Annotated in this window: 25 protein-coding genes; 2 read left to right on the plus strand and 23 right to left on the minus strand. The window is 42.2% G+C overall.

Annotation, left to right across the window (positions count from 1 at the left end; genetic code table 11):
* Window positions 1-59: 59 nt before the first annotated feature.
* The 13 genes from AC27IJ_RS25870 to AC27IJ_RS25930 all read right to left on the minus strand — a co-directional run bounded on the left by AC27IJ_RS25870 (window position 60) and on the right by AC27IJ_RS25930 (window position 13,410).
* Window positions 60-953, minus strand: coding sequence for a MurR/RpiR family transcriptional regulator (locus tag AC27IJ_RS25870; protein WP_312503003.1), 894 nt, complete (start codon window positions 951-953; stop codon window positions 60-62).
* A 13-nt stretch (window positions 954-966) separates the two neighbouring features.
* Complete coding sequence (locus AC27IJ_RS25875) at window positions 967-1,350, minus strand: hypothetical protein (protein ID WP_312443782.1); 384 nt, start codon at window positions 1,348-1,350, stop codon at window positions 967-969.
* Window positions 1,351-1,364: 14 nt separating this feature from the next.
* Window positions 1,365-2,204, minus strand: coding sequence for a GNAT family N-acetyltransferase (locus tag AC27IJ_RS25880; RefSeq protein ID WP_313256591.1), 840 nt, complete (start codon window positions 2,202-2,204; stop codon window positions 1,365-1,367).
* Window positions 2,205-2,305: 101 nt separating this feature from the next.
* Window positions 2,306-3,079: a sugar phosphate isomerase/epimerase family protein gene (locus AC27IJ_RS25885; RefSeq protein ID WP_487151445.1), complete on the minus strand. Its 774-nt coding sequence runs from the start codon at window positions 3,077-3,079 to the stop codon at window positions 2,306-2,308.
* Between the two features lie 480 nt (window positions 3,080-3,559).
* A complete protein-coding gene (deoD, locus tag AC27IJ_RS25890) occupies window positions 3,560-4,291 on the minus strand; it encodes a purine-nucleoside phosphorylase (RefSeq protein WP_312443778.1) in 732 nt (243 codons plus the stop codon).
* A 4-nt stretch (window positions 4,292-4,295) separates the two neighbouring features.
* Complete coding sequence (locus AC27IJ_RS25895) at window positions 4,296-5,207, minus strand: ribokinase (protein ID WP_487151448.1); 912 nt, start codon at window positions 5,205-5,207, stop codon at window positions 4,296-4,298.
* Window position 5,208: 1 nt separating this feature from the next.
* Window positions 5,209-6,177, minus strand: a complete 969-nt coding sequence (locus tag AC27IJ_RS25900) for a nucleoside hydrolase (protein ID WP_312443776.1) — start codon at window positions 6,175-6,177, stop codon at window positions 5,209-5,211.
* 3 nt (window positions 6,178-6,180) lie between these two features.
* On the minus strand, window positions 6,181-7,125 hold the full coding sequence (locus AC27IJ_RS25905) for an ABC transporter permease (protein ID WP_312443774.1): 945 nt from the start codon (window positions 7,123-7,125) through the stop codon (window positions 6,181-6,183).
* A 19-nt stretch (window positions 7,126-7,144) separates the two neighbouring features.
* Window positions 7,145-8,290 (minus strand): ABC transporter permease, encoded by a 1,146-nt coding sequence (locus AC27IJ_RS25910; RefSeq protein WP_312443772.1) that lies wholly within the window; start codon window positions 8,288-8,290, stop codon window positions 7,145-7,147.
* A complete protein-coding gene (locus tag AC27IJ_RS25915) occupies window positions 8,287-9,837 on the minus strand; it encodes an ABC transporter ATP-binding protein (RefSeq protein WP_312443770.1) in 1,551 nt (516 codons plus the stop codon). The genes AC27IJ_RS25910 and AC27IJ_RS25915 overlap by 4 nt, the downstream gene beginning before the upstream one ends.
* Window positions 9,838-9,903: 66 nt before the next feature.
* Window positions 9,904-11,058, minus strand: a complete 1,155-nt coding sequence (locus AC27IJ_RS25920; protein ID WP_312443768.1) for a BMP family ABC transporter substrate-binding protein — start codon at window positions 11,056-11,058, stop codon at window positions 9,904-9,906.
* A gap of 40 nt (window positions 11,059-11,098) precedes the next feature.
* Window positions 11,099-12,478: an MATE family efflux transporter gene (locus AC27IJ_RS25925; RefSeq protein WP_487151452.1), complete on the minus strand. Its 1,380-nt coding sequence runs from the start codon at window positions 12,476-12,478 to the stop codon at window positions 11,099-11,101.
* On the minus strand, window positions 12,475-13,410 hold the full coding sequence (locus tag AC27IJ_RS25930) for a nucleoside hydrolase (protein ID WP_312443764.1): 936 nt from the start codon (window positions 13,408-13,410) through the stop codon (window positions 12,475-12,477). The genes AC27IJ_RS25925 and AC27IJ_RS25930 overlap by 4 nt, the downstream gene beginning before the upstream one ends.
* Before the next feature lie 248 nt (window positions 13,411-13,658).
* Here AC27IJ_RS25930 and AC27IJ_RS25935 point away from each other — a divergent pair, with 248 nt between their 5' ends.
* The gene (locus AC27IJ_RS25935; protein ID WP_312443762.1) at window positions 13,659-15,578 is read left to right on the plus strand and encodes a PfkB family carbohydrate kinase; all 1,920 of its coding nucleotides are present in this window, start codon (window positions 13,659-13,661) and stop codon (window positions 15,576-15,578) included.
* On the plus strand, window positions 15,575-16,846 hold the full coding sequence (locus AC27IJ_RS25940) for a M20/M25/M40 family metallo-hydrolase (RefSeq protein ID WP_487151455.1): 1,272 nt from the start codon (window positions 15,575-15,577) through the stop codon (window positions 16,844-16,846). The genes AC27IJ_RS25935 and AC27IJ_RS25940 overlap by 4 nt, the downstream gene beginning before the upstream one ends.
* A gap of 303 nt (window positions 16,847-17,149) precedes the next feature.
* Here the strand turns inward: AC27IJ_RS25940 and AC27IJ_RS25945 are convergent, their stop codons facing one another.
* The 10 genes from AC27IJ_RS25945 to AC27IJ_RS25990 form a co-directional block, all read right to left on the minus strand.
* Window positions 17,150-17,668, minus strand: a complete 519-nt coding sequence (locus AC27IJ_RS25945; RefSeq protein ID WP_487151457.1) for a hypothetical protein — start codon at window positions 17,666-17,668, stop codon at window positions 17,150-17,152.
* Window positions 17,669-18,115: 447 nt separating this feature from the next.
* Window positions 18,116-18,763 carry a hypothetical protein gene (locus AC27IJ_RS25950; RefSeq protein WP_487151459.1) on the minus strand — a complete coding sequence of 216 codons (648 nt, stop codon included), beginning with the start codon at window positions 18,761-18,763 and terminating at the stop codon, window positions 18,116-18,118.
* Window positions 18,764-19,040: 277 nt separating this feature from the next.
* Window positions 19,041-19,613, minus strand: coding sequence for a hypothetical protein (locus AC27IJ_RS25955; RefSeq protein WP_312443756.1), 573 nt, complete (start codon window positions 19,611-19,613; stop codon window positions 19,041-19,043).
* Window positions 19,614-20,016: 403 nt separating this feature from the next.
* Window positions 20,017-20,283: a 30S ribosomal protein S18 gene (gene rpsR, locus AC27IJ_RS25960; RefSeq protein WP_100306367.1), complete on the minus strand. Its 267-nt coding sequence runs from the start codon at window positions 20,281-20,283 to the stop codon at window positions 20,017-20,019.
* 21 nt (window positions 20,284-20,304) lie between these two features.
* Entirely contained in the window at window positions 20,305-20,760 is a 456-nt protein-coding gene (locus AC27IJ_RS25965; protein ID WP_312443754.1) for a single-stranded DNA-binding protein, read from the minus strand.
* A 22-nt stretch (window positions 20,761-20,782) separates the two neighbouring features.
* On the minus strand, window positions 20,783-21,070 hold the full coding sequence (gene rpsF / locus AC27IJ_RS25970; RefSeq protein ID WP_312443752.1) for a 30S ribosomal protein S6: 288 nt from the start codon (window positions 21,068-21,070) through the stop codon (window positions 20,783-20,785).
* Between the two features lie 151 nt (window positions 21,071-21,221).
* Entirely contained in the window at window positions 21,222-21,419 is a 198-nt protein-coding gene (locus AC27IJ_RS25975; RefSeq protein ID WP_312443751.1) for a DUF951 domain-containing protein, read from the minus strand.
* Window positions 21,420-21,467: 48 nt separating this feature from the next.
* Window positions 21,468-22,457, minus strand: coding sequence for an aldo/keto reductase (locus AC27IJ_RS25980; protein ID WP_312502991.1), 990 nt, complete (start codon window positions 22,455-22,457; stop codon window positions 21,468-21,470).
* Between the two features lie 287 nt (window positions 22,458-22,744).
* A complete protein-coding gene (locus tag AC27IJ_RS25985) occupies window positions 22,745-23,794 on the minus strand; it encodes a GNAT family N-acetyltransferase (protein ID WP_312502988.1) in 1,050 nt (349 codons plus the stop codon).
* 2 nt (window positions 23,795-23,796) lie between these two features.
* A complete protein-coding gene (locus AC27IJ_RS25990; protein ID WP_312502987.1) occupies window positions 23,797-24,717 on the minus strand; it encodes a DUF2156 domain-containing protein in 921 nt (306 codons plus the stop codon).
* Window positions 24,718-24,720: the final 3 nt, after the last annotated feature.

Consider the following 24,720-nt stretch of genomic DNA (forward strand, 5'->3'; position numbering starts at 1 on the left):
ACGGCAATTCTCACTTGTTTTTTCTACGTAACAGTATGTTTTTTAAGTTTGCAACTTTCCTAATTTGAAGTATGATCCGTTCCATCGGAAGTATACCGGTACAGCTTCTTTCCCAGCCGTTCCACAATACTGATCGCAGGCATCTGGGTGGTAATATCATAAATCTTTAACCGCATATAAGTCACATAGTAAGCAATGTTGTAGTCCGATAATTTCGCCACAGTGCAATTTTCCGTATTAGTCACACTTAAAATCTGGCAATTTTGTTCCTTAAAACGGATCACATGGCCTATGGTATCGTTAGACTCTCCGGAAACCGAAAATACAATAACCAGGGCATTTTCAAAAAACCTGCTTTCCGTGGGATAATGAGGTTCGTCAATATAAAGACAAAACTTTCCCATACTGGAAAAATACCTTGCCCCATATTTAGCCACAATCCCGGACATGCCGCTGCCTACAAAAATTATGCGGTTTGCACGGACAATCACTTCTGTCAGCATTTCCAGCTTTTTCTCAAATTCTTCCGAAGTAGTTTTCTTTAAAAAGTCAATGACTTCCGTTACGTCATCCGCCGCATGCAATTCTTTTCCCTTGTCAAAATGCTGCTTTAACTTTATCTTAAACTCGGCATACCCGTTACAATCCATTTTCTTACAAAAACGCAGCACCGTAGAAGTGGAGACATGGGCTTCCTGAGCCAATTCCCGAATTCTCATGTACTTTACTTTATCGTAATTTTTCGTCACATAATGATATACTTCCATTTCCAGATCATTCAGTGACTTAACCTGCTCTACTCGAAACATCCCTTTGTCCCCTCCTTCCCTGCCACGCATTGCCACTGCGGCAAGTTTCTGCTCTTCAAACCACAACCCTGTTGTTTGTTCCCAATTGGCGTTATTATTTGCCCATGCCGAATGAACGCCCCTATCAAATTGCAATTGATTCATTTTGCTCACTTCTTTACGAAATAAGCCACTCTTTTGCCTTCTCCAAATCATCTATGCAGGTCATCATGAACGAAACATCAGTCTTCTTCTTTTTAATATAACTTTTCATTTTTAAATCCAGCCCAATAAAAACCACTTTACGCAGCGGCCTCTTTAACAAAACAAAACTGTCAACGATGAGTTCTAACATCTCTTTATCAACATCCGAATCATCAAGAACAACTGCGATAAAGGAACTCGTAGACGGTCTGCTGATTTGTATCAGATCCTGCTTAAATTTTTGCTTTAACAATTCCTTTGCATCATAGATGGAATCCAAATGTTCACACCAAATTTCTCCACCATTATAAAATAAGGAAAAAGACTTTTTCTTCAAACCAAGTTCATACTTCTCCATTGAATGATCCCCAATCAAATTTTTCGTTCCATGCAAATTGAATCTGGCATATCCGCATACTGCCCATAATTTTGTATAATTTTATATCCTGCCTTTTTATACAAATGACTGGCAGCTTCTAACGGTTTTCCGGTCTCTAAAATGCACCATCGATATCCTTTGATTTTGGCCTTTGCCTCTAATCTCCGAACCAATTCTGCACCCAATCCTATATTCCTGTACGATGGCTCTACATAAATTCTTTTTAATTCTGCATGATCTTCATCATACATTTTAAAGGAACCACAGGCAATAGGTTTTCCTTCCCGATATGCAACAATCACGTCATGAATATTATCTCTTTGATTATACTGTTCATACTGACTTCTCTGAAATTTGCCCCCAACGATTTCATCAAGAGCGCTATCTAATCTGTTGCAAAGCATTGCAAAATCCTGATCTTCCCCATCCGTATCCTTAAACTCTAATTCAGATAGATTTAGCAGCTCCATTTTTGCTTTTTTGCTAAGTTTATGAATAACAGCATCATATGCTTCATCAATCATCTGAAACAACATTTCCATATCGGAGAAATCATCCAGATTAATAGTATTCCAATATGGCTGCTGAATCGGCGGGCAGTGATATCCGCGTACTATAATCTCAGGATAAAGCTGCCGATAAAGATATGCTTTATCCGGCTCACATTTTAGCGTTATCTTATAAAACGTTTCTTCCGGGATGAGCTGCGCAAATATCTTTCCCATAACCTTATAACAGATTGGATACTCTCCAAATGGTCTTGCCTCATATGCGCCTGTGTGCTTCAAACAATATTCTTCAATCGCTAGAATTACTTTTGTATTATTCTCCATACTTTATCTCCTAAGCTGAAGCGAAGTCTACAAAAAACATGATTAAATGGTTCCCAAAGTGACAGTTTGAATTCTTCATATGCTTTTGTTATTTCTTGCTTTTACGGATTATAGAGTCTTAATGCTTCCAATCTTTTTGCCCGTTCAAACGCTTCTTGCAAGAATTCCTCTGCCGATAAATGCTTATAATCCCAATTCATAGCCTCTATTGCAGTTGCACCCGAATAATTCTTTTCTGCAATTTTTTTCATAGCTGCAGCCCAATTAATTGGTCCGTCAAAGGGCAACTGGTGTTGGGAATAACTTCCACCAATATCATGTAAATGTAGCGCCATTAACCTGGAACCGTACATGGATAATAAATCATCGTCCGGATAGTAGTGGTAGTGATGTCCGCAGTCATAGCAGAATCCAATACGCAAAGAATCCACTTGCTCCAGCACATATGCCAAATTAGCAAGGTTCCGTAAATTCTCAAACGCAACATTGATGCCAAGCTGTTCAGCTTTTTCAGCGATTCTCTTGATTCTGTCCAGACCTAATGTGTTATATGGATTGTCTTCACTGGGCAAGTGCACCACCATTGTGGGTATCTCAAATTCAGCGCAATCTGCAACACATTTCAAATAGCAATCGGTTAAAGCTTCACCATCCAGATTATCAAGCCAGAGGTGGTTTTGATTTTGGACTGGTGTGTGGATATTCTCTATAAAAAGACCTGCCTCCCGCACGATTTGTGGTGCGTCGCGGTAATAGTTTCGACCAAAGCCTTCACTCCACCATAATAAAACGCCATCAAATCCCACTTTTTTTATTAACTGATAACGTTCCTTTATCGGCAATTTATAGCCAAACCAATCATAAATTGTTATCATAAGCCGCCGCCTTTCTTTACTTTTCCGTAATAGCTTTTATATAATTCATAGAATTCCCCCAACTAAATTCTATAATAATATACTTGTATATAGCGGGATATTGCTGAAAAGTGTTTATTCCACATCCAGGGTTAGGACATTAAGGTTCTTCTCCGTAAATTCGTATTACCATATAGGGAGCTTATCATTATTGCTATAATATAAAAATTTTACTAATTAGTAATTATATACCATATTGATTATAATTACCATATTACAATCATGTATTTTCAAAAAATTATACACTTAATTATCCCATGAAATAAATACCTCTTAATTCTCGATACCGCGTAAACGGTTCATTAGCCTCACCCTAATTAAGCCATCCCAGAAAAGATACTGAACAATTTGAACCAGAAATCCAATAGAATACACAAAGAATCCACAAAATCATTATAATGTCATGATTTTGTGGATTCTTCTCAGATATTCCTTACTTCATTAAATAATCGAAAGTGCCAGTTCCATCATCCTGGTAAAAGAATTCTGCCTGCCCTCAGCAGAGATTTCTTCCTCTTCAAACGGCGAGTCTGAGATCGTTAAAATACACAATGCATTCGCTTTTCCATAGGCCGCATTCGCATAAAGGGCAGTAGACTCCATCTCACACGCCAGAACTCCCATATCAGCCCATGATACACCTGTTTTTGGCAGCTTCGGTTTATAAAATGCATCTGTGCACAGAATATTGCCGACATGATACGGCAGATCCATCTCTTCCGCGCTCTGTACCGCCTGACGCAGCAATTTGTAACTCGCTGTACAGGAATAATCTCCCGGCAACTGATATGTTGCCAGATAGTTAGTCTCCGTACAACTGCCGATGGCAATGATTACATCCCGCAGTTTCACTTGTGGCTGCATCGCTCCGGCAGTTCCGATCCGAATTAAATTCTTCACACCGTAAAAATGAATCAGCTCATAAGAATAAATCCCGATTGACGGGCAGCCCATTCCAGTTCCCATCACCGATATCCGTTTGCCCTTATAGTAACCGGTGTATCCCAGCATTCCTCTTGTATTATTAAACTGTGTTACATCTTCCAGAAAATTGTCAGCAATAAACTTCGCCCGCAGAGGATCGCCTGGAAGCAGAATTGATTCTGCAATATCACCTGGCTTTGCATCAATATGAGGAGTTGGTGTGTGTTTCATAGCATCAATTTCATTCATCCTTTTATCTTCCTTCCCGTTTGTTTTTTACCGTTTCTTCCACTTCTTTTCGTCCCGGGATTGATGGTGCCGCCCCCGGTCTTGTTACTGCAATAGCCGAAGCCACCGACGCCAGACGCAAAACATCCTCGATCTTTTCACCTCTCATAATCCCCGAAATAAAATATCCTGTATAAGTATCTCCTGCAGCCGTTGTATCAACCGCTATCACTTTTACCGCCTCCTGACGGTAAATCTGCTTTCCATCCCAGTAAACAGATCCTTTTTCCCCAAGTGTCATAACTATTTTGGCATCAGGAAATTTCGCCGCCAGCTTTACCAGCACCACTTCGTCACTTTCGCCCGATGTTTCTGCTAAAGATGCTGCTTCCACCTCGTTCACCAGAAAGTAATCTACCAGGTTTAACGGTAATTCTAAAACCTTATGATCCATTGGAGATGGATTCAAAACAATCGTCATTCCTATTTCATGCGCCCTGCTGATGATATATCCCAGTTCACTGATCTCATTTTGCAGAACAACAAGATCCCCAGCACAAAAACCAGACAGAACCGCTTCAACCTGTTCTTTACCGATCCTTTGATTCGCTCCGCCGAAAAGAATGATGCAGTTATCCCCCTCACTGTCATTCTGGATCATTGCATGACCGGTTTGCACTTCATCGCGGATTGCAACACAGCCGGTATCCACCCCCGCCTGATTCAGGATCTCCAGCAAAAATTCGCCCTCATTCCCGATAGCCCCGGCATGATATACTTCTTCCCCCGCTCTTGCCAAGGCAATCGACTGATTTAACCCCTTCCCGCCACTGAACACATTTAAATAGTCTGAAGATATGGTTTCTCCTTTGCGAACAAAGTGTTCTACTTTATATACATAATCAATGTTCATAGAGCCAAAATTTAATAGTTTCATGCTATACCTCGTAGCTTTTTATGGTTTGGATCAGCAGTTCTTTAAAACGCGCCTTATCAAACTCCATTGCAGCAAGCACATTCTTTTCACTGCTTTCTACCGGATAGTAAACTTCTCTGCCGATATCCTCCTTTGGCGCCATCCCTATATAATCCCGGTAATCACAGACAGTCATTCCTCTTGTGAACTCTCCCTTCGTCTCCACATCTACATGCATCGGCAGTGCACAGATAATAATCGCCGGATCAATCAACCATGCTATCGCACAAGCATCACACAGTTGCGATTGCCGCCCCTGATTGACCGAATATTCCAGTAAATCTGCTGCCACTGCCGCTACTGGCCCCGGCAACTCCTTAAGCTGTTCCACGTCATCTATTGTCATGGAATTCTGACGGCACAGGTTAAGCCCAACCATCCGGATCGGAATCCCGGACTCAAAAACAATTTTTGCTGCTTCCGGGTCCACAACTATATTAAATTCTGCACAGGCATTATAATTTCCGGTTGTAACCGAGCCCCCCATGGAGATGATTTCCGGAATCTTATGTTTTAACTCTGGCTCCTTTAAAAGCGCCTGTGCTACATTAGTCAATGGTCCTAGCGTTACCAGAGTCATGTCTGTCTGATAGCGAAAAGCATCAATCAGCGCATCCACTGCATGTTCCTTTCGCTGTGCTCCTTTCAGTTCCGGAACCATGATATTCCCCAACCCGCTGCCACCATGAACATTTTCTGCCCGCTCAGGTTTTGCAAACATCGGCATATCGTAGCCGGCATAAACTGGAATATCTCCATGTCCCGCCAGCTCCGTCAAATATCTGGCATTACGGAACGTATGATCAAGTCCGGTATTTCCCCCAACCGCCGAAATCCCGACAACAGAAAGATGCTTCATTGCCAGCAGCAGTGCAAAACTGTCATCAATTCCCGGATCACAGTCGATCCATACTTTCTTACTCGTTTCCATCGTTTATGCTCCTTCTCTCTTCAGCCCTTTTTCTATCCGCTTCTTCTGATTGATCCGGATCATATTGATCAATACAAGGGCAATTATTGTTGCTGCATAGGGAATCATTTCTATAAATTCCGTTGGAAAATTAGTTCCCTGACTTTTTAGCGTAGTTGCCAAGGCATCCGAAAAGCCAAAGAAAACTGCTGCTACCGCGGTTCCGATCGGATTACTACCGGCAATATTCATCGCTGACAAACCGATATATCCTCTGCCGTTTGTCATATTCTTCATAAAGAAACTAACCCATCCCATCGACATGAATGCTCCGGCAAAACCGCAAAGCACTCCCGAAACCAGAAAAGATATATAACCAATCTTTTTCACATTGATTCCCACCGATGCTGCCGCCTGGGGGTTTTCCCCAACTGCCCGCATCCTGAGTCCCAGCCGGGTCCGATACAGGAAAAACCATACCAAGTAGATGCTTAAGAATGCCAGATAAGTAAGTAGGTTATGTCCCGACAGTACCTGTCCCAAAAACGGAATCTTATCAATTAGCGGTATTGCAACCGAGGGAATCGTATAGGCCTTAATCGCTGCCGATGTAGCCGCTTTTTCCCCGGTCAGCAAATACATGACAAATACTGTGCCGCCGCCGGCAACTAAGTTAAACGCAATACAGGTCAGATAAAGATCTGTTTTACCGGACAGATTGGACAATGCCAATACCCCGCCGGAAAGCACACCAAAGATAACCGCTCCCAGCAAGCCAATCCAAACATTCCCGGAAAAACCGGCAAAAATAACACCTGCCAACGCTGCCGAAAGCATCATTCCTTCCAGTGCCATGTTAAGCATTCCGGCTTTCCGGTTAATGACCGCTGCCAATGCCACAAAAATCAGCGGTGTTGATAAACGCAGTACTGAAAATCCAAAACTTGCAAACCATTCTATTGTAAACATACGCGTTCCTGCATGGATATTACTCCACGCTTTCCTTTCCGGCTTCTTCTGCACTGTCTGCCAAAATTTTCTTTGCTTCTCTTTCCCGGTCCATCTTCATGTCTTCCTGGGCTGCTTTATAGATCAGTTTCTTCTTATATCTTCCCATGAATTCTTCAGCCGCTACCAGAAGAATAACGATCCCCTGGATAACAGTAATGAACTCAATCGGAATATCACCTTTGGAGTTTACAACATCGGCACCGATCCGGATATATGCCAGCAGAATCGCTGATACCGGAACCAGAATCGGATTTTTTCTCGCCAGAACTGCTACCATCAGGCCATCAAAGCCATGCTGGGTACTAACGACCCATTTGTAACGATCATAGTTGCCCAGGATCTCACACGTACCGCCCATGCCGGCAAAAATACCGCCAACCAACTGAGCCAGAATAATCGTCCCGTTCATGTTGATACCGCTTGCTTTGGCGAAGTTCGGATTACTTCCCACAACCCGCATCTTATATCCAAAAATGGTCTTATAAAACAAAATTCCAACGAAAGCCACAGCAATCAAAGCCACAAAGAATCCCGACTGAACCCGGAACTTTCCAAAGATCATGGGAAGCTTTGCCGACTCCGGAATCATATAGGATCCCAGCGAACCGATTGACGGATCCCGCATGAAATATTTCAGCACCCAGATCGATAAAAATGCCAGAATGCTGTTAAGCATCAGGGAGACCACCACAATATTGGCCTTAAACTTAACATCCAACCATGCCGGAATCACAGATACTAAGAACCCGACTATCGCACCAACTGCCAGCAGGATCAAAAGCATAACCGGTGTCGGCAAGCCCGTTCCGCCTAATGAAATAGCTGCCAGAGAAACAATACACCCTGAAAACATAAAAATGCCTTCACCGGAGAGATTAAACTTATTCACTGCATACATAAAACAGAAACATAATCCGGTAAATGTAAACGGAATCGCCAGATTAATTATGCTTCCGACTCTCCGCACGGAAGAAAACGGACCTAACACAAATTGTTGAATAATGTAGACCGGATCATCACTGATGGCAAACAACGTAACCAATGCAATCCCATAAGCAATGCCGATAGCAACAAGGATGCGTACCAATTCGACTGTTGTTTCTATTCGCCTTGTTTTACTCATAGCACATCCTCCATTTCTTTTGCTGTCATTGTCTTAATACCCAGCATATATTCCCCCAATTCATCTTCTGAAACGAGATTCGCCTGCTTAAATGCTGCTACAATCTTCCCTTTCCGCATAACCAGCAGTCTGTCAGAACACTCCAGCACTTCATTCAAATCGGCTGAGATCAGCAGGGAAGCCGTCTTTTCTTCCCTTGATTTACGGACAATTGTCTTACGAATCATTTCCGCTGCGCCGACGTCAATTCCCCTGGTCGGCTGATTGGCCAGAATAAAATTACAGCCGGATGTAAACTCTCTGGCCACCACCACCTTCTGGATATTACCGCCGGAAAGCATCCGTACCGGCTGGTTTCTATCATCGCAGGCAATTTCAAAATCTTTGATACACTGATCTACAATCTGGTCAATATGTTTACGGTTAATAAACGGTCCCTTCCGGTACTGCGGCTGAAAATAACGGTCCGAAATAATATTATCCCGAATTGACATATCTCCGGCACAGCCAAAAACCATTCTGTCTTCTGGAATAAATGCCAGCCCCAACTGCCGGATCTGGTGAACGGTTTTACCTGATATGCCGGTTCCGTTAATGGATACTTCACCGGAAGAGAAGATACCAAGTCCTGATAATACATCAGAAAGTTCACTCTGGCCATTTCCTTCTACACCGGCAATGCCCACTACTTCACCCGCACGAATATCAAGAGAGACACCATCTAGTACGGTCTTGCCCATTTCGTTGATCTTAATCAGATTTTTGATATGTACAACAACCCCGCCGGGCTTCGGCTGCTCTTTATCAATCTTAAGTACGACATCTCGGCCAACCATCAGTCTTGAGATATCGGTTTCGCTCATATCTTCCAGTTCATAACTACCCAGACAAAAACCATGGCGCAGGACCGTAACACGGCTGCAGATTCGTTTTACTTCTTCCAACTTGTGCGAGATAAAGATAATCGAATGTCCGTTGTTTTTTAACAGAATCAACTGTTCAAACAATTCATCCGTCTCCTGGGGCGTCAGGACCGCTGTCGGTTCATCCAAAATGATAATTTTCGCTCCTCGAATCAATACTTTCATGATCTCAACCTTCTGCATCTGGCCAACCGAAAGATCCATCACTTTCATCTTGGGATCAATATTAAAATTATACTTTTCCGCTACTTCTCTGGTTATCTCCACCGCTTTGTTATAATCAAACGTTCCCTTTTTCATCGGTTCGATTCCCAAAGCCACATTCTCCGCTACGGTCAGTGACGGTACCAGCATAAAATGCTGATGTACCATTCCAATGCCTTTATCAATGGCGTCCAGAGTATTTTGAATCTGAACCTCCTGCTCTTGTACCAGAACACGTCCGGACTGGGCACTTTCCAGCCCGAAGAGAACTTTCATCAACGTCGTTTTTCCTGCTCCGTTTTCCCCTACCAGAGCCAGAATTTCACCTTCATTCAGCCAAAAGGTAATGCCCTTATTGGCAACAAATCCATTACTGTAAATCTTAGTAATGTTCTCCATTCTCAAAACTTCACCAGACATATCTTCCTCCTACGGCAAACTGCCGAAATTTCTGTAAAAAATCCCGGCAGTTTACGTTTTGTTCTGTTAAGGTGCTACACTGTCAAGCATTGTCTGATACTCGGCCTCATCCGCAAAATCATAGTAAGATTTTACTGACTTTTCGCCGCTGACGATCTTAGCCTGTGCCTCTTCCATATTCTGACGAACTTCTTCCGGAACGTTTTCTTTGAAGAAATCATTATCAACATATCCAACCGAACTTTCCGCCAGACCCAGACGGTTCACTTTCTTCCAGACATCTTTTCCAGTCTCAACATCATGGAAAAACGATACAAAAGAATCACCGACATTTTTCAGCATGGATGTTAAAATCACATCAGCCAGTTCCGGATTCTCGGAATTTTTATAATACTGATACTGATCGGAATCCACACCAATTGCCCAGGTATTCAGTTCTTTACAGGCTTCAAACAAACCGCCGCCGGCTCCGCCAGCTACTTGATAGAATACATCAGCTTTTTTATCTCTTGCCTGCGACAGACAAAGTTCTTTCATCTTGGCCGGATCCGTCCAGGAACCAACTGTCGCCTTAACAACTTTGCACTCCGGATCGTAATCCTGAACACCATTTACAAAACCGGTGACAAAATCAGCAATAACCGGATTATCCATTCCCACATTTACCGCCACAACTTTCGATTCAGACATACCAGCGGCCAGCTGTCCTACCATGTAAGAGCCCTCATTCTGGGCATAGAAAATCAGAGCCATGTTTTCCGGTATCTCAGATTCATCCATAGAATCATCAAAGCATACAAACTTAACCTCCGGATATTCCTTCGCCAAGCGGATCAAAATATCACGATATGTAGAGGATGCTACGATATATTCATAGCCTTCGTCAATGGTATCCAGCATGGCATCTTCCCATTTGTCCGCTTTTGTCTCATCGCCGGCTTCAACAGTCTTACAATCCCAACCTTCTGCACGTAATATTTTCATTCCCTCTTCACCGGAATCGTTAAAAGACTTGTCCCCTAAATTTCCGACAATATAGGCAATCCGCCCTTTTTCGCTGCCCTTACCAGCCGGTGCCCCACTCTCAGTTTTTGTTTCCTGGCTGCCGGTTTCAACTGCACTGGAAGATTTTGTTGTTCCTCCCGAACCACATGCGGTAAGACCTGCTGCCATTGCCGTGGCTATCACGACCGCGATTACTTTCTTTACACCTTTTTTCATATAAAACCTCCTCTTTTTTGTTTGGTTTCTTGTTTTATTTTCAGCCCGATGTCAGATTGCGGACCCACTTCATCGATCGGATCCGCCAGACTCCCACCAGTGCTTCTAATACAATATTAATTTTAATGATTCCGATCACCGCCGCCGGTGGCCAATTGAATACAAAAGCACCTAATGATGCAAGCGGTATGGTAATCAGCCACATCGTAAAGATATCTGTGACCAGACCAGTCTTCCCATCTCCCCCGGCCCGCAGAGTAGCAATGATTCCGGTCATCTCGACACCGGAAAACGGCCAGATCAGTGCCAGAATCGCCATAAATTGTATGGCATAAGTACGTGTCTCATCAGTCAGCCGGTAAAGCTTTGTAAACGGTATCCCAAACAGAATCGTTATCATCCCCAGTATCATTCCTCCAACAAGTCCAAGAACCAGAACACTGTATGCCTGCTTTTTAATCTCCGTCTTCTTCTGACCTGAACCGATAGCTTTACCAATCGCAACACTGCAAGCCTGTAAAATTCCATTCATAACGCAGGCAACCAACTGGTAGAATGTATTTGCAATATTATAGCCGCCGACGACGCTGATACTCATCTGCCCGGTGATTGCACTTCCCGCTGTCGTTCCCGTTGACCAGATAAACTCATGGACAACAATCGGAATACCAACCAGGTAAAAATTTCGGCTTAACCGATTGTCCGTTTTCAGCAAATCTTTTACTTTCATCTGAATTCTTTTTTCTTTTTTAAAGACGAATACTCCCAGAATAGCAAATTCCACCAATCTGGCAATCACTGCCCCCAGGGCTGCTCCCTGTATTCCCATCTGAGGAAATCCAAACTTACCAAAAATCAGGCAATAATCCAGCAAAATGTTAATCGGATAAGAAATCACATTGGCAATAAATGATATCTTAACCTGTTCAATTCCCCGGCAGCAAGCAAACATCATAGTACTAACACCACACGGAAGATACATCCAGGCCGCGATCCGCAGATAAGAAGCCCCCAGTTCGATGATGGCCGGATCACTACTGTAAATCCGCATAAATATCCGGGGAAATGTCAGTACCAGAAATGAAATCACTGTACCGAAAACAGCAACTGCCCGAATACCTGTCGCAAATAGTATTCTTATTTCTTCCCTGCCCTGGCGCCCCCAATATTGGGCAATCAGTACGCAGCATCCGGCTGAAAAACCGTTGCATAAAGTATAAAAAATAAAAAATATCTGCTGCGCCTGGGAAACTGCTGACATTTGTACTTGATCAATCCGTCCCAGCATAATGCTGTCCGCCGTATCAACACTAACCCGCAAAAATTGCTGCAGGATGATCGGTACCGCTAATATCAGGATATTGGAATAAAACTGAGTCTCCTTAACAATCGGAAAGTACTTGCTCTTTACTGAACTCATAGTGTACGGCTGTTGCCAATGCAGCCAATCAACCACTCCTTAAATAAATCGACGTGGATGTCCACTGCTACTTTCACATTGGGCTGCCGTCCCAGGGTATTTCTTAAATCTACTGCCGTATGTCCCACCGTATAGGAATCCATGCACTCAACATCGACAAAGTAATCTTTATATACCAGACACTGCGGACACAACGCCGCCGCCAGGGCCAGGGCATCGTGCATCATCGCATCCTCACCGCCATTTTCATTCCGCCTGAACATATAATCCAGAATATCGGCTGTCAGCACCGCAGCTTTTGTTCCCATACTACTTAAAATTTTTGCATCCTGATGATTCAGAATTGCCAGTTCCGTCACATCCAGGCCAACCATTGTGCAAGGAATCCCGGATGCTAAAACCAGCCTGGCCGCTACCGGGTCCACCCAGATATTAAATTCAGCTGTGGTGGAAACATTTCCGCCTTTTACTGCCCCGCCCATGAACCAGATATGCTTGATCTTTTCTGCAATGTCCGGATAGAGCGAAAGAGCAATGGCAATATTGGTCATCGGGCCAATGACAAGCAGTTCCAACTCACCTTTCAGTTCGTCAGCTTTCCGACGGATCACCTCAATCGCATTTTCTTTTGCAAAATCACTAGTCGTGGCAGTTGGCAGCACGATATCACCAAGCCCTGTCTGGCCGTGAGTGTTACCATAGTGCGGTGCTCTTAGAAACAGGGGCTTCTCAGCTCCCCGGGCAACCATAATATCAGCGCCAAGATACTCCATCAGATTCAGATTATTCTGTGAAGTGTGCTGGTGCGATACATTTCCATTTACCGAAGTAATAGCCGCCAGTTCAATCTCCGGGCTGTATAAAGCAGCTATAATCGCAATTGCATCATCAGTACCCGTATCACAGTCAATAATAAATGTTCTCTTTGCCATTGCCGTCCTCCCTTTCCTCTTATGCCTTTGAACTATTTCAATAGGATAACGCTTTCCGAAAGTGTTTATTTTATTAAATAATATCACTTTTTTTCCATTTGTCAATTACTATTATATAATTTTAATAAAAATACACTTTAGGAAAACTATTTATTATGTACTTTTTTACATCTTTCATTATCTTCGTCGTTGACAAATATATCTTTCTGTATCATAATTCATTTATAACAATGAAATGGAGAGTTCTCATGACAATCAAAGAAATTGCCCAATTAGCGGGTGTATCTATATCAACCGTATCAAAAATCGTAAACGGCAAGGATGACAGCATTAATCCAAAAACCCGTAAGCGTGTTCTCGAGATTGTAAAAGAGTATAACTATACGCCTTATGCCAGTGTCAAACTTGTTTCCGAGGCCAAGACTTTTGTATTAGGGGTATTACTTAATTCCTTCACCAGATCGAGCCTGTTTTTGAATGGCGCTATTGCCGTAGCCCAAAAAAACGGCTATGGACTTCTGGTCTACGACAGTCTGGGGTCACTGGAAACCGAACTAAAAAACATCACTACACTATGTAAAAGTCAGGTAGACGGCGTAATCTGGGAACCGGTGAATAACGAAAGCAAAGAACACGAGCAATATTTTGAAAAATATAGAATTGAAGTCTGCCGCATTAATGCCCCATTTGATGCGAATCATTATTTTATCGATTTTTCCCAAATCAGCTATGAGGCGACCAAACTCCTCCTTTCTTATGGTCATACAAAAGTAGGATGCCTGATCAGGCGTGGCAGCATCCGTTCAAAATTAGCCCTTGAAGGTTTCAAAAAATGCCTTCTCGAACATGGGATTCCTTTTAGAGATAACATGATTCTTCCCGAGGAAAACGATGAATGGCACAATCAGATCTTTGCACATTTACTGACCGGCATTATCAGTACCCATTTTACTTCCGCTCAATTGCTGGTTGAAGATTTAGAAAAAAAAAGGCTGCAGATGCCATATAACCTTTCACTAATCAGCTTAAGGGATGATCTGCGGGGGATTACCCAGCCTTCGAAAATATCCAGCATCCGCATTCCTAATTATGAATTCGGTTCTTTTGTTTGTGAACGTCTCATTGAAAAATGTGAAAAGAGGCAGTTCAATACAGAAAATTTCCAAACCGCTTATCCGTTAGAGAACACACATAGCCTGGATGTTCCTTATTTTTCCCAGACCAAACAGATTGTTGTAGTTGGAAGTATTAACACAGATGTAATCCTGAATGTAACCGAACTGCCTCAGCCAGGCCAGGTTACCAGTACAAATACCAGCTTTACCAGTCCCGGCGGAAAAGGTGCCAATCAGGCCGTCGCTGTCGCCAAACTGGGACATCGGGTGTCCCTGATCGGAAAAGTAGGTAATGATTACGACTCTGCTCTCGTCTATTCGATTATAGAAGAAAACCACGTAAACACTCTGGGAATTCTGCGCGACCCCCAGGCCGAGACCGGCAAGGCGTATATCCACCTTCAGGACAACGGGGAAAGCACCATCACAATTTTGAACGGTGCCAACGAAACCCTATGCCCAGAAGAAATCCTGATGCATAAGGACCTCTTCCAAAATGCCAGCTATTGCTTATTACAAACAGAAATCCCGGAAAACACTGTTGAAGCAGCCGCCCGTCTGGCTCATGAATGCGGTGTAAGGAACATCCTGAAACCGGCAGCAATGAAGCGGTTGCTCCCGTCATTAATGAAGTACATAGATATCTTTGTACCCAATAAGACAGAAGCAGAGCTGCTGTGCCCGGAAGAAACCACAATAGAGGGAAAAGCAGAAGCATTTATCAGGCATGGTGCCAAGTCTGTTATTATTACCCTCGGACATTCAGGATGTTATATCAAAGATCCGACTTTTACCGGTTACCTGCCGGCGATCCATTTTTCGACTATTGATACCACCGGGGCCGCTGATGCTTTCATTGGCGCATTGGCCGCTTACTTAACCGATGGGTATCCGATTGAGCATGCTGCCCGAATCGCTACATATGCTGCCGCCTTCAGTGTTGCCAGACAAGGCGTCATACCGGCACTGATCGACCGCAATTCACTGGAAGCTTACATCAAAAAAGTGGAACCCGACCTTATTCAGATTGGAAATAGGGAGGTATTTACATGAAAATTAAAAAACAGATGCTGACCGATTCCTTAGAAAAACAAAAACAAGAACTAAAAGAGCTGGGCCGGACACTTTTTGCCTGTCCCGAAGTCGGATTCCGGGAAGAAAAGACCTCCGCTCATCTCCTGTCATTCTTTCAAAACAACGGTATCTCCTGTCAGGGCAATCAATCCCTGACCGGTGTCCGCGCAGATATTGGAGATCGAAATGGCTCCGGTTATCATATTGCTCTGGTCGCCGATATGGATGCCGTTTATGCCGGTAGCGGCGATAAAAAACAAGCAATTCACTCCTGCGGACACAGCATCCAAGTTGCTGATATGGCTTTTTCCATGAAGCTGATAAAAGAAAGCGGACTTCTTGATGAAACCGGCGGCAGCGTTACTTTTATCGCCACCCCGGCCGAAGAATTTATTGATCTGGAATATCGGGAAGCCCTTGTCCATGCCGGAAAAGTTCGTTTTTTTTCAGGAAAGCAGAATCTAATTGCCGATGGTTTCTTCGATGACCTTGACTGTATTTTATCAGCTCATGTAAATAGCGAAGAACATACCCTCTTTGATATTGGCAGCAGCCTCACCGGTTTTACAAAAAAGCGGATTATTTTCACCGGACAGGCCGCACATTCCGGAGCACTGGCCCACCAGGGGCGCAATGCCATGCATGGAGCAACGTTATTTATCAATGCATTATCTTTTTTAAAGGAACAGTTTCCACCAGAACAAGGAATTCATATTGCTCCGGTTATTACCAATTGCAGCGGCAGTGTCAATACGGTTCCAGACCAGGCCGTTTTGGAAACCTATATCCGGGCCAATTCGCTAAACAACCTGCTTGAAGCCTGTCAGTCACTAGATAGCTGTGCCAACCATTGCGCCCATGCACTAAATCTAAAAAGTTCTATTGAAAATCAGACCGGATATATGCCGCTTCAACAGTCTGAGCTGCTGCTTCAAGTTGTTTTCCAGAATTTGCTCACCGTTTGCACAGCCGAACGGATTCTTAAAAATCCAGTTTCTGGCGCATCCGGTGACATTGGCGATTTGAGTTACCTCATTCCCTCCGTGCAATTCGGATTTTCCGGTATTGAGGGTCAGATCCACAGTGCTAATTTCACGATTCGTGATGAAGAAAATGTCTACACAAATGTGGTCCAGGTAGTTTTAGGAACTATTTACGATCTGCTGACCGAGAAAGAACTGCAGATAAAATATGATGATTACGATATTCGTAAAAAAACATACTTAAAGGACTGGCTGGGGATATAAAGAACCAGATAAAAAAGATGATAGATACGGAAAAAGCCCAGCCTCAACGATTAATTCATCAACGAAAACGAGGATGAATTATTAATAATTTGGAAGGTACACAGAAGCCGCTTGTATCAATGGAAGAAGTTATGTGTGTGTTTAAAGTTATTAGGCATTACATTTTCTCGCAAAACACCCCATGAATTCATACAAATTCATGGGGTATCTTTACTTTCCATATCAGTTTGGGTAAGCCTTTACTCAAATTGGATCTAAACCGTTTCGCATAATGCTCATTTGCCATAGCGGCGTTTAACCCAATTATTTTTCTTTAACAGGCATTAGGTAATCTATGATTACCTTTTCGCTTCGGCTTAGCGGCTCAGAATAACGCTGATGGGTATAAACTTCACACCAATAGAAATTTTCATAGTCAATGACTCCACCGGTTTTTTCAATAGCTTCCGTAATCAACAAATATGCCGAATCGAGTATATCTGCAATATTATTGCCCTCAATTTGAACATGCGCAACTAAACCTTTAGGAATATATTTAGCAAACAGTCCTTCTGGTATTTTGGTATTGGTTTGTACAAAGTCACCAATGATGATATTGAAGTTCTGTTTATCGCCAAAATCATACATGAAGCCTATACCGTCATTTTCATCAATATCATCACAGCATTTGACATATGACAGCTTGTTAAGTATCTCAATTGTATCTCCTTGAAAAAAGTCCTGCCATGCATGACCAGCATTTGAAAAAGAAGTTTCACGGAACATACCAACCATTAGGCGTTCGTCCGCTTCCTTGTAGATAATTTTTTTCATTTCTGCCATTATTCGTTTTCCTCCTATAAATCTCATTTCAGAAAAGTTAATCGGAAGGTAATCATTAAGTTTTGCAGACCCGAGCTTTGCTTGCGAAGGCGTAATCCCATGATGCTCTTTGAATGCGCGGGTAAATGCAGAATGAGATTGAAAACCATATTTGAAATAAGGATGCCGGACTCATAGCAATTTTAGATATTTCATTATAATCAATATCACAACCATCAACTATAATCTTTTCCAGATACATTATAACGCCGTCAAAAGTTTTGCTGCTATTCATAATTACCTCCGTCATTTGATATATTAACAAATTTAAGGTTATGTGCTTTACATCTTGCGTACTTTTTTTGTGTAGTTACTCTACTTTATACTATATAAATAATATAAACTGCAACTTCCTATTTATATAAACATAATAAGAAGTTAAAATTCCAGACAAATAGGAATTACGGATTAAACTTTCCAATACACTCCATTCGGTAATTTACATAGATAACCAGAAATTTTTTCTTTTACCTTTCCCGTATCAAAATCTCTTATTATAACATTTTCATGATATTCCGGATCTTCATACCATTCGAAAAAATATAAATCATCTCCATCACGAAATAGTAATCCTTCCGTTTCCCCTATCTCTATTTTTTTATTTTCTGGCCAAACAATCTCATAGATTCCATTGTTCCCAGCCCGGCAGAGCATTAGAGGCGAAACTTTTAACATAAGATTATAACAATCTTCCACTATCCCCAAAGGTAGTTCTTTTATCATTTTAAGTCTTTGGCTATCTGGAAAATAGCTGTATATCTGTATTTTTTGTTTGTAAAAATCCACACCTAAAAAGTATAACGTTCCCTTGTCCCAGATTGGCTGCTCAATATATACATTTTCCTTCCGTTCAAATGGACTGTAAACAGTTCCTTCCGGAAAATGAATCAAATGACAGACCATACCAGAAAAAACTTCTCCAGATTTAACGATTTCTTCCGCCTCATATAAATCACAAAAACAATTATTGCTATCTTTGCAAAAATACCACTCGGTTGTACCATCTACCAGTTCAGGATATGAATCTGATACTCCCTCGATTTTTATTATATTCATCAAGTTCCCCCTTTTTAAGTACCTGTGTATTTGATCATAGCAAAGATGAAGTTAAAAATAAAGTACTAAATATTTATAACCAATATTAAGTGCTTATTTATAATTTACTTATTCTATAATTTACAAAGAGAATGACATAAGCTATTACTTTACCACTCTTCTTTATGAACTTCCCATTATGTAATAAAAAAGACCCCACACTCTCATGCGAAATCTTTTTATAGTCCAACTGCATTATATAAATAAGTACTGTATGCGCGAAAATATAAACTTATTATTAACTATAGAAAATAAAATCTTTAGGATCCTTCTTTAAGAATTCCTCTAAAACAATATTTTTATCGAAAATGACCGTTGTATATTTACAAATAGATCTGTTAAATGCTTTAGGTTGCAATAACTCGTAAATGTAAGAAGTGAAGTGACGTTGCAACTCCGTAGCATGTTGTAAATACTGTACTGCATCTGCTCGAATAAAAATATTATAGGAAAAAACCAGAAATTCAAGAGCTATATGACGATAACCTTGGTATGCTGTTGGTTTTTCTTTTCCAAAGGAATCGCCTTTATCTATATTTGGAAAGTAAAATCTTCCAAGTTCAATTTGTGAGGATAATTTTGAAAGTAATTCATATTTCTGTGATTCAACTAAACCGCCTGATTCTATCAGTAATTTAAGCTGTATCAGTATTATAGTAGTTTCTTGGTACCATTGCAGCAAATTATTTCTATATTGTTCGGTCAATTCGAATTTTTTTGTATTTGTTTTCCAAGTATATACAAATGAAACAATTGCTAATAGTAATGCTATACTAGCAATAATATTAGCAACAATCTCTGCTGTACTCATGGTTATTCCTCCTTAGATTCTCAAATTATTTTTATCTATCTACTGAAAATATATAGCACTATTGATATATATTTCAATTCATAATAAAACTTGATCCTATAATTAGCTATTATATACTATATTGCTACTTATTACCAGAATATGGCTATATTTTTAAACTATTATGTTTATCGCTTAATTACTCCATCAAATAAGACAAATGATATCATAAATAATAATATGTATCATACTTCATTCTTCAACAAATAAAGACAACAAAAAAGACCCCACATTCTCATGTGAAGTCCTTCTTATCACCGAACTCTTTTTTCAGTATCAAAACACTCCGAAAAAATCATCCCGATTTGTTTAAAATTGTTTAAACTCTATCTACCCTACTCGCAAACCCTTATAAAATAAGGATTTACTCCATAGTGTAAGGCATAAGAGCGATATGTCTTGCTCTCTTAATTGCAACAGTAAGCGCTCTCTGATGCTTTGCGCAGTTGCCAGTGATACGTCTAGGAAGGATTTTTCCTCTCTCAGATACATATCTTTTTAATTTGTTTACATCCTTGTAATCAATTACGCCGTTCTTCTCTCCGCAGAATACGCATACTTTTTTTCTTCTGCGCATGCCGCCTCTTTTGAACTTAGCGCCATCAGCTTTATCATTCTTATTATATGCCATTGGTACTACCTCCTGTTAGATTTAGTTGAATGGAAGTCCTTCGTCTTCGACTCCATCCGGAATATTCATAAATCCATCGCCGATTGCACTGGAGGGGGCCGGTCTGGAGACTGGCTGATAACCGCCGCCGCCTTCTCCGGAAGCTCCGCCCTTGCTGTCTGCGAATTCCTGATCTTCTACAACGATATCTGTTGTATAAACCTTAATGCCGTCTTTATTCGTATAACTTCCAGTCTGGATCCTTCCGGAAATCAGTACTCTCATGCCCTGACGGAAATATTTCTCCGCAAACTCTCCTGCTCTGTCAAATGCTACGCAATTGATAAAGTCGGCTGTCTGCTCATTGCCGTCCTGATTCCTGCGGCCTCTGCGGTCAACTGCAAGGGAATACCTTGCGACTGCCATAGCACGCTCTCCTTGGGAATATCTTACTTCTGGATCACGGGTCAATCTGCCCATAAGGATTACTTTGTTCATACGATCACGCTTTCTTTATCTATTATGCCTCTTGTCTAACGCATAAGTATCTGATGACAGGCTCCATAATACGAATGTGTGCTTCCAACTCGTTGGGAGTTGTGGAATCGCCATCAAATTTGATGAAGTAGTAGAATCCTTCTTTCATTTTCTGAATCTCGTAAGCTAATCTCTTCTTACCCCATTCATCAACGTTTGTTACAGCGCCACCGAAACGAGTGATGTAACCTGTAACTTTTTCCATGGCTGCTGCTCTCTCTTCATCTTCGAGCTTTGCGTTAATAACAACGGTTAACTCATACTTGTTCATGCTTCTTTACCTCCTTGTGGTCTCTGGCCCCTGCTTTCAGTTTCAGGAGCAAGGAATCTATATGTCACGGATTAATATTATACCGGAAACATCTGATAAAAGCAAGTCCTTTTCTCATTTTCCCGAACTTTTTCCTCTGTCTTCCATCATTTTAGGTCTTTGGCAGGCCATCCTGTCCTTTTAGGCCCCTGGTGTTCTTCTCGACCAGCTTCCTTGGCACCATGACCTGATGACTGCAGCCCATGCATCTTAAGCGGAAATCCGCACCGACTCTCAAAATTTCCCACTCCTGGCTTCCGCAGGGATGGGGTTTTTTAAGTTTCACAATATCTCCAACCACATAATTCATATCATTCGCTGCCCCTTCCATCCATGACAAATTTCCATTGCTTCTTACTTATTTTAAAATAGAATCAATCTTTTCCAATTCTTCCTGTGTAAATTTAAGATTATCAAGACAAGACACGCTGTCCTCCAGCTGTTTTACGCTGCTGGCTCCGATCAGAACGGAAGTCACTGCCTTTTCCCGAAGTACCCAGGAGAGAGCCATCCGGGCCAGTGTCTGTCCACGCTCAAGGGCCAACTCATTTAACTGTCTTATCTGCTCTAACTTTTCCTCTGACAGATAACGCCCGCCTACGGTCGTTCCCTGTCTTGCGGCTCTGGATTCCTGAGGGATTCCCTTTAAATACTTATCCGTCAGCGCTCCCTGAGCAAGAGGGCTGTAACAGATACAGCCTACGCCGTTTTCGAGAAGCGTGGAAAACAATCCATCTTCTGCCCCTCTTTCAAACATGTTGTATCTTGGCTGATGAATCAGGCAGGGGACTCCCATATCCTTTAACATAAGGACCGCATCTCTTGCCTCTTGATCACCGTAATTGGAGATTCCCACATAAAGAGCCTTTCCCTGTCTCACGATGTCAGCCAGCGCCCTCATGGTTTCCTCTAAGGGTGTCTCCGGATCCGGCCTGTGGTGGTAGAAAATGTCCACATAGTCCAGCCCCATCCGTATTAAGCTTTGGTCCAGGCTGGCCATTAAGTACTTTCTGGAACCCCAGTTTCCATAAGGTCCGGGCCACATATCAAATCCGGCCTTGGTGGAAATGATCAGCTCGTCCCGGTATCTTCCCAGGTCACTTTTAAAAATTTCTCCAAAATTCTCCTCCGCCTTCCCTAATGCCGGAGAGCCATAGTTGTTAGCCAGGTCAAAATGAGTGATTCCCATATCAAATGCCCTTAAAAGAATCTCACGCTGCTCCTGCAAAGGCTTCTCCAGGCCAAAATTCTGCCATAAACCCAGGGATACCATGGGAAGTAATACTCCGCTTCTTCCGCAACGCTTGTATTCCATTTTCTCATATCTGTTTTCCGCTGCCTGATACATACCTTTTCCTCCTAGTATTATTGTCATAGTCAATTCTTTTCTATGGGTTAGGCTATGTTGTTTTAAGATACTGTGGATTGGTTCTTTCCACCTACCACTAATGTTTTTCTACACTTTACTCAAAAGTTGAGCTTTTACTTGACTTTCTTTAATCGTTAGTCTTTTATTCATGTTTCTCACTACGCCCCAGCGGCAATTTCTGCTGCCGGACTTTTGCTAAAATATAAGGCGGATTCAAGCGAACCCGCCAAAGCCGACCTGTATCTTTTCCCTTCCAGCGAAAGTTCTTAAGTGATTTCGTCAAAAAAAACTCCCTTTAAAGGCCGGATTCGTTCCATCATAGACCTTCTGTCCTCTGGTACGGCTGGCATCCCATATCCAAACAGCCAGTAGGTCATTTCACTGATCCCCATGGACAGATGCGGTTTGATCCCATCCTCATCTTTTGCCGGGATAAGAGAGGAGCCTTCCTGGCTCAGCCTCCACCGGAACACTCCGTCATTCTGGCGGATAAAGTCATCCTTAACCTCAATAAACAGCTCCATCTCGCTGACCGGGCATTCGTCTTTTAAGCGTATCACAGAAACAAACTGTTCCAGATGAATGATCCTGCCCATAACAGCCGGCTTTAACGGACCTGTTTCCTTTACATAATCAGGAAGACCAATAAGCTCTCTTTGATTTTCTGCCGTTTCTCCGTAATAAGCCCACACACCGGCCAGTCTTTCTCTCTCATCTCTGGTGAAAAGAAGAATCAGATCTCCTCTGTCGCTTCTGACTTCCCTGCTTAAATTCAGATAATATTCCTCATCCCTGAGTGCATAGACCTCATATCTCTTTTCCAGCTGCCTTCCCACAAACCTTGCAGCTTCCCTGCATTCAGCCGACCGCTCCACAAAAGCGCGGCGGCTAAGGTGCAGCCGTCCTTTTTCGTTCAACGCCACTTCCGGCAAATCGCAGATATAGGTAAAATCAAAAGGAAAGTAAATTGCCGGATCGGCGGGCACCAGAAAACAAAACCCCATCCGCTCCATATACATATCGGAAAAACAGCGGCTTAAAAGCCGCCTCATATATCCCTGATGGCGGCATTCCGGATCCGTAGCAACCCCGGCAATATAGTCAATCTTCCATATACGGTCCTTGACCACCACCTCGTAAGGATTGCGGTGCAGCATGGCTGCCACCCGATTCTCTTTCCAGGCGGTGAGAATCTTATTTTTCCTTACCCTGTCCGAATAATAATAATCCATAAAGCTCTGGGAATCCTCAGAAAAAACCTTTTCCCACAGCGCCCGGCTCTCGCCTTTTTCTTCCTGCTTCAAATACCTTATCATAGTTAAAAGCCCTTCTGAACGACTCCGTACTTTCTTGCAAAATCAATGGGGTAATAAGACATTTTCGCCTTTCGCAGGCCTTCCATTCCAACATCATCTTCCCGGTTGATAAGCACCGGATTTTCCGGGAAAGCATGAATCAAAAACTGCTGGTTAATAAACTGATAAAGCCCCTTAACAGCTGGGTCAGCCTTTTCAATGTGGATGACTGCCATGTTTTCAAAGGGGTTGTAGGTACCGATGGTAAAGGCTTTTAAAGTTCCATCGATATAAACGCCTGCCATCCTCACGTTAAGCAAGGAACAGTTCTTTAATATATCATGGATCCCCATTACCTCATAGTCCAGCTGCCGGACAAATTCCGCAGCTTCCACCTTATTTTCCCACCAATCATCCAAAAATTCCAGCACATTATCCCGGTCTGAACAGCAAAGGGTCCGGTATTCATACCTGCCTTCGTATTCCCTTAAAAAGGAGTTTAAATGATTTTTCTTCTTATGAAGCTTTTTCCCCGCCAGGGTCCTCATGGCATCCCCGTCATAAAGATAATCCTTTAAATCCTCTTGTTCCTTAACTTCAAACTTTTCCGGATCCAGCTTTAAGAAATTAATTGCCTCTTCATCCGCAAGAAAGATACGAAGAGGCTTTTTTAAAACCTGATTAAAATAATCTACCATTTCCTGGAAATAGCGAGGAAGATCTTCCTCTTTGCACATGGGCATTGCGGAAAAAGGCTCTCCGTCCTTTTCCATCAAAAACTGCAATGCCTTATCATCGCTTATGGCATATTTAACATGGTAATAATCTCTCCAGATAAAACTGTCTAAATATACGCTGTCACAGGTCCTGTTGGGCCGCAAGGCATAAAAAGGCGCTATCTTCTTTATATCCTCTGCCTCAATCGGCTTAAATTGTAAATTCATAAT

Source organism: Lacrimispora sp. YZC11, from assembly GCF_057543815.1.

Excerpts from the sequence above, each read along its gene's own strand:
- AC27IJ_RS25870 (WP_312503003.1), bottom strand. The coding sequence starts at position 953 with ATGAATCAATTGCAATTTGATAGGGGCGTTCATTCGGCATGGGCAAAT.
- AC27IJ_RS25875 (WP_312443782.1), bottom strand. The coding sequence starts at position 1,350 with ATGGAGAAGTATGAACTTGGTTTGAAGAAAAAGTCTTTTTCCTTATTT.
- AC27IJ_RS25880 (WP_313256591.1), bottom strand. The coding sequence starts at position 2,204 with ATGGAGAATAATACAAAAGTAATTCTAGCGATTGAAGAATATTGTTTG.
- AC27IJ_RS25885 (WP_487151445.1), bottom strand. The coding sequence starts at position 3,079 with ATGATAACAATTTATGATTGGTTTGGCTATAAATTGCCGATAAAGGAA.
- deoD (WP_312443778.1), bottom strand. The coding sequence starts at position 4,291 with ATGAATGAAATTGATGCTATGAAACACACACCAACTCCTCATATTGAT.
- AC27IJ_RS25895 (WP_487151448.1), bottom strand. The coding sequence starts at position 5,207 with ATGAAACTATTAAATTTTGGCTCTATGAACATTGATTATGTATATAAA.
- AC27IJ_RS25900 (WP_312443776.1), bottom strand. The coding sequence starts at position 6,177 with ATGGAAACGAGTAAGAAAGTATGGATCGACTGTGATCCGGGAATTGAT.
- AC27IJ_RS25905 (WP_312443774.1), bottom strand. The coding sequence starts at position 7,125 with ATGTTTACAATAGAATGGTTTGCAAGTTTTGGATTTTCAGTACTGCGT.
- AC27IJ_RS25910 (WP_312443772.1), bottom strand. The coding sequence starts at position 8,290 with ATGAGTAAAACAAGGCGAATAGAAACAACAGTCGAATTGGTACGCATC.
- AC27IJ_RS25915 (WP_312443770.1), bottom strand. The coding sequence starts at position 9,837 with ATGTCTGGTGAAGTTTTGAGAATGGAGAACATTACTAAGATTTACAGT.
- AC27IJ_RS25920 (WP_312443768.1), bottom strand. The coding sequence starts at position 11,058 with ATGAAAAAAGGTGTAAAGAAAGTAATCGCGGTCGTGATAGCCACGGCA.
- AC27IJ_RS25925 (WP_487151452.1), bottom strand. The coding sequence starts at position 12,478 with ATGAGTTCAGTAAAGAGCAAGTACTTTCCGATTGTTAAGGAGACTCAG.
- AC27IJ_RS25930 (WP_312443764.1), bottom strand. The coding sequence starts at position 13,410 with ATGGCAAAGAGAACATTTATTATTGACTGTGATACGGGTACTGATGAT.
- AC27IJ_RS25935 (WP_312443762.1), top strand. The coding sequence starts at position 13,659 with ATGACAATCAAAGAAATTGCCCAATTAGCGGGTGTATCTATATCAACC.
- AC27IJ_RS25940 (WP_487151455.1), top strand. The coding sequence starts at position 15,575 with ATGAAAATTAAAAAACAGATGCTGACCGATTCCTTAGAAAAACAAAAA.
- AC27IJ_RS25945 (WP_487151457.1), bottom strand. The coding sequence starts at position 17,668 with ATGGCAGAAATGAAAAAAATTATCTACAAGGAAGCGGACGAACGCCTA.
- AC27IJ_RS25950 (WP_487151459.1), bottom strand. The coding sequence starts at position 18,763 with ATGAATATAATAAAAATCGAGGGAGTATCAGATTCATATCCTGAACTG.
- AC27IJ_RS25955 (WP_312443756.1), bottom strand. The coding sequence starts at position 19,613 with ATGAGTACAGCAGAGATTGTTGCTAATATTATTGCTAGTATAGCATTA.
- rpsR (WP_100306367.1), bottom strand. The coding sequence starts at position 20,283 with ATGGCATATAATAAGAATGATAAAGCTGATGGCGCTAAGTTCAAAAGA.
- AC27IJ_RS25965 (WP_312443754.1), bottom strand. The coding sequence starts at position 20,760 with ATGAACAAAGTAATCCTTATGGGCAGATTGACCCGTGATCCAGAAGTA.
- rpsF (WP_312443752.1), bottom strand. The coding sequence starts at position 21,070 with ATGAACAAGTATGAGTTAACCGTTGTTATTAACGCAAAGCTCGAAGAT.
- AC27IJ_RS25975 (WP_312443751.1), bottom strand. The coding sequence starts at position 21,419 with ATGAATTATGTGGTTGGAGATATTGTGAAACTTAAAAAACCCCATCCC.
- AC27IJ_RS25980 (WP_312502991.1), bottom strand. The coding sequence starts at position 22,457 with ATGTATCAGGCAGCGGAAAACAGATATGAGAAAATGGAATACAAGCGT.
- AC27IJ_RS25985 (WP_312502988.1), bottom strand. The coding sequence starts at position 23,794 with ATGATAAGGTATTTGAAGCAGGAAGAAAAAGGCGAGAGCCGGGCGCTG.
- AC27IJ_RS25990 (WP_312502987.1), bottom strand. The coding sequence starts at position 24,717 with ATGAATTTACAATTTAAGCCGATTGAGGCAGAGGATATAAAGAAGATA.